The 1,735-nt window shown below is 77.3% G+C and carries 2 protein-coding genes; both read left to right on the forward strand.

Translation table 11 applies throughout. The features are described from left to right. Positions 1–275 (forward strand): SbtR family transcriptional regulator (locus ABD317_RS36570; RefSeq protein ID WP_486389033.1); only part of this gene is annotated, 275 nt, incomplete at its 5' end. A 334-nt stretch (positions 276–609) separates the two neighbouring features. Further along, on the forward strand, positions 610–1,735 hold a 1,126-nt coding region (locus tag ABD317_RS36575), incomplete at its 3' end, for a sigma-70 family RNA polymerase sigma factor (protein ID WP_344296309.1).

The following is a 1,735-nucleotide window of genomic DNA, read 5'->3' on the forward strand; positions in this document are numbered from 1 at the left end:
CCGGCGGCCCGGGTGCGGGTGCGCCGGGCGGCGCGGGCGCGGACGGCGGGAGCGTCGGCGGTACGGACGCGGCGGCGCTGCTCGACGTGGTCGGGCAGTTGGTGGCGCGCGCCCGGGACGCGGGGTCGCTGCGCGCGGACGTGTCGGTGTCGGACGTGCTGCTGGTGATAGCGACCGCGGCGCCGTCCCTGCCGGACCCGGCGCAGCAGGCGGTCGCGTCGGCGCGGCTGCTGGACATCCTGCTGGACGGGCTGCGGCCGCACGCGGAGGGGTGAGCCGGCCGGGCGCCCCGCGGGGCCGCGTCCGCGCGGCCCCGGGGGCCCGCGGGCTCCGGCGGTGATTCCCCTTGCGGGGGCTTCGCCGACGGTGGTCCGCGTTGACGGGATCGCCCGTCAGGGTGCCTCCCGGCAGCGGTCCGGCCACCGGTTCCGTCCCGTCCCGCTCCGTCAAGCGACACGTACACCTACCCCGAAAGCATGACTCCTAGTGCGTCGTGCGCGGGAAAACCCTCCAACGGGTGGTTGGCCGTCGGCAGAGGCGGCACGCGGGGCCCGTTGTGGCACGCTCACCCGATAACGGGTGCGACGAGTGTCTACGGGAGCCTGCGGCATGGCAGTTGACGATCGGGACGATCGCGAGCGTGCCCCGGAGAGCGGCGCGGCCGGCGGCCCGCCGTCGTCCCGGACGCCTGGCCCGCAGGCCCCCGACCCCCAAGTCCCCGGCCAGGGCGGCCGTTCACCGGAGGTGGACGGCGCGGCGAGCGGCGCGGCGGATGGTGCGGTGCACGGCTCGCCGGACAGCGGCCTGCCGGGCGGCGGCCCGCCGGGCGGCATCCCGAAGCAGCGCGAGCGGCGGGACGAGGGCGTCACCGGCGCCTTCCCCTCCGACACCGAGCTGGTCTCCCGGATGCGCACCGGCGACGACAGCGCGTACGAGGAGCTGTACGAGCGGCACGCCCCGGCGGTCCGCCGCTACGCCCGCACCTGCTGCCGCGACTCGCACACCGCCGACGACCTCACCGCCGAGGTCTTCGCCCGCACGCTGCAGGCGGTCCGCGGCGGCGCCGGGCCGGAGACCGCCGTACGGGCATACCTGCTGACCACCGTGCGCCGGGTCGCCGCCGCCTGGACGAAGACCGCCAAGCGCGAGCAACTCGTCGACGACTTCGCCGTCTTCGCCGCCCAGGCCACCCGGCCGGTCTCCGACGACGACACCCTCGACCTCGGCGCCGACGTGCGGGCCATGCACGAGGCCGAGCAGTCAATGGCGGTGCAGGCCTTCCGCAGCCTGCCCGAGCGGTGGCAGACCGTGCTGTGGCACACGACCGTGGAGGACGAGTCCCCCAGCGAGGTCGCGCCGCTGCTGGGGCTCACCGCCAACGCCACCGCCGTGCTCGCGCACCGCGCCCGCGAAGGGCTCAAGCAGGCGTACCTCCAGGCGCACGTCTCCACCGCGCTCACCGCCGGCGGGGACTGCGCCCGCTACGCGGACCGGCTCGGCGCGTACGCCCGCGGCGGGCTGCGGATGCGGGCCGAGCGCGGGCTGCGCAAGCACCTCGACGACTGCGCCCGGTGCCGCGTGGCGGCCCTGGAGGTCGCGGACGTCAACTCCCGGCTCAGCACGCTGCTTCCGGTCGCGGTCGTCGGCTGGTTCGCCGCGGCGGCGGAGCAGGGCGCCGGGTTCGCGGGCATCGGCGCGGGCGCGGGCACGGCGGGCACGGCGGGCACGGCGGCCT

The sequence above is a fragment of the Streptomyces synnematoformans genome, assembly GCF_039531005.1.
In the GTDB taxonomy this organism is placed as follows: domain Bacteria; phylum Actinomycetota; class Actinomycetes; order Streptomycetales; family Streptomycetaceae; genus Streptomyces; species Streptomyces synnematoformans.